Origin of the sequence: Zoogloea dura (assembly GCF_012927165.1) — a bacterium.
Lineage (GTDB): Bacteria > Pseudomonadota > Gammaproteobacteria > Burkholderiales > Rhodocyclaceae > Zoogloea > Zoogloea dura.
In genome coordinates this window covers 1-1,657 of record NZ_JABBGA010000074.1, presented here as the reverse complement: position 1 = coordinate 1,657, position 1,657 = coordinate 1, and the positions used below count along the sequence as shown (strand labels likewise).

The window sequence follows — 1,657 nt, the reverse complement described above, 5'->3', positions numbered from 1 at the left end:
CCCCCCGCGTCAGAATAGTTGTCGCCTCTCTATGATGTTGAACCTGGGGGCGACAAGGATGAGAGATGGCTCGGTACGGAGAAGCATTCAGGAACAGAGCGGTGGCGCGGTTGTTGCCGCCGGAGAGCGCCCAAGTGGGCGTGGTATCACAAGAGATTGGGGTTTCGGTGCAGACATTGGAACGATGGCGTGAGGATGCGCAGTCCAGGCCCGCCCGAGGGCGGGCCTGGACTGCGCGCGCTCGACTCGAAGCGGTGATCACTACGGCGGCGATGGACGAGGCCGGCAAGAGCGCCTGGTGTCGTGAGCACGGCGTATATCCGGCCGAACTCGATCAGTGGTGTGCCAGCGCCACCGCGGCCTTGGCCGAGCCCGAGGAGGCCCGCGCCAGTCCGCAAGCCACCCGGCAAGACAAGAAGCGGATCAAGGAGCTCGAACGCGAACTGCTGCGCAAAGACCGGGCGCTGGCCGAAACGGCAGCCCTACTGGTCCTGTCAAAAAAAGTCGCGGCGATCTTCAACAAGGGAGAGGGCGAATGATCGGCCTCGAAGATCGCCAGGCACTGGCCCGAGATATCCATGTTGCGCAGGCGGCAGGCGCGCGCTTGAAGCCCGCCTGCGAGATGGCCGGCATCAACTTGCGCACGCTGCAACGCTGGCACGCTGGCGAAGGCCTTGTCGGCGGTGATCGCAGGCCGCAGGCAGTGCGCCCTGTACCGCCCCATGCCCTCTCTGAGGCCGAGCGCGCCCAGGTGCTGGCCCTCGCCAATGCGCCGCGCTTTGCCGCCGTGCCGCCGGCGCGCATCGTGCCCATGCTGGCCGATGAAGGGGTCTATCTGGTCAGCGAATCCACCTTCAGCCGCATCCTGCGCGCGCATGGGCAATCCGCTCACCGTGGGCGCGCCAAGACACCCAAGGCGGTCCGGCCGCCGACCACGCACATCGCTACCGCCGTGCGCCAGGTTTGGTGCTGGGACATGACCTACCTGCCGGCACAAGTCACGGGGCGCTGGTTCCACCTTTACCTGATTCTCGACTTGTACAGCCGCAAGATCGTCGGCTGGGAGGTGCATGATAGCGACCATGCCGACCATGCCGCCCATCTGGTGCGCCGCACGGCGCTGGCCGAAGGGATTGCCGCCTTGAGCGCCAAGCCGGTTCTGCACGGCGACAACGGCTCGACCTTGAAAGCCACGACGGTACTGGCCATGCTCAACTGGCTGGGCGTCAAACCCTCGTACTCGCGCCCACGGGTCAGCGATGACAATGCCTATGCCGAGTCGCTGTTTCGCACCGCCAAGTACCGGCCCGAGTTTCCCACCCGAGGCTTCGCCGACCTCGACGAGGCGCGCGCCTGGGCAGCCGGCTTCGTCCAGTGGTACAACGTCGATCATCGTCACAGCGGTATCCGCTACGTCAGTCCGGCCCAGCGCCATGCCGGTGAGGATCAGGCGATTCTGGCTGCCAGGCATGCTCTTTACACCGAGGCTCGCGAACTCAACCCGGCGCGTTGGTCCGGCAATACGCGCAACTGGTCGCCCATTGGCGCAGTCACGCTCAACCCGGAACGTGAGTCCGTCATAAAGACGCATTTGCCTGACGTGAATACTCAACAGTTGGCTGCATGACCGAGGCGACAACTACCTTGACGCGCGCCG

At 65.1% G+C, this 1,657-nt stretch carries 1 protein-coding gene; it reads left to right on the top strand.

The window, feature by feature from the left end:
• Positions 1 to 65: 65 nt before the first annotated feature.
• Positions 66 to 1,627 (top strand): IS3 family transposase gene (locus HHL15_RS26125; RefSeq protein WP_169148691.1). Its coding sequence is split into 2 segments (ribosomal slippage): positions 66 to 504 and positions 504 to 1,627, totalling 1,563 coding nucleotides; the frame shifts between segments, so codons are not numbered across the junction.
• The last annotated feature ends 30 nt before the right edge of the window (positions 1,628 to 1,657 follow it).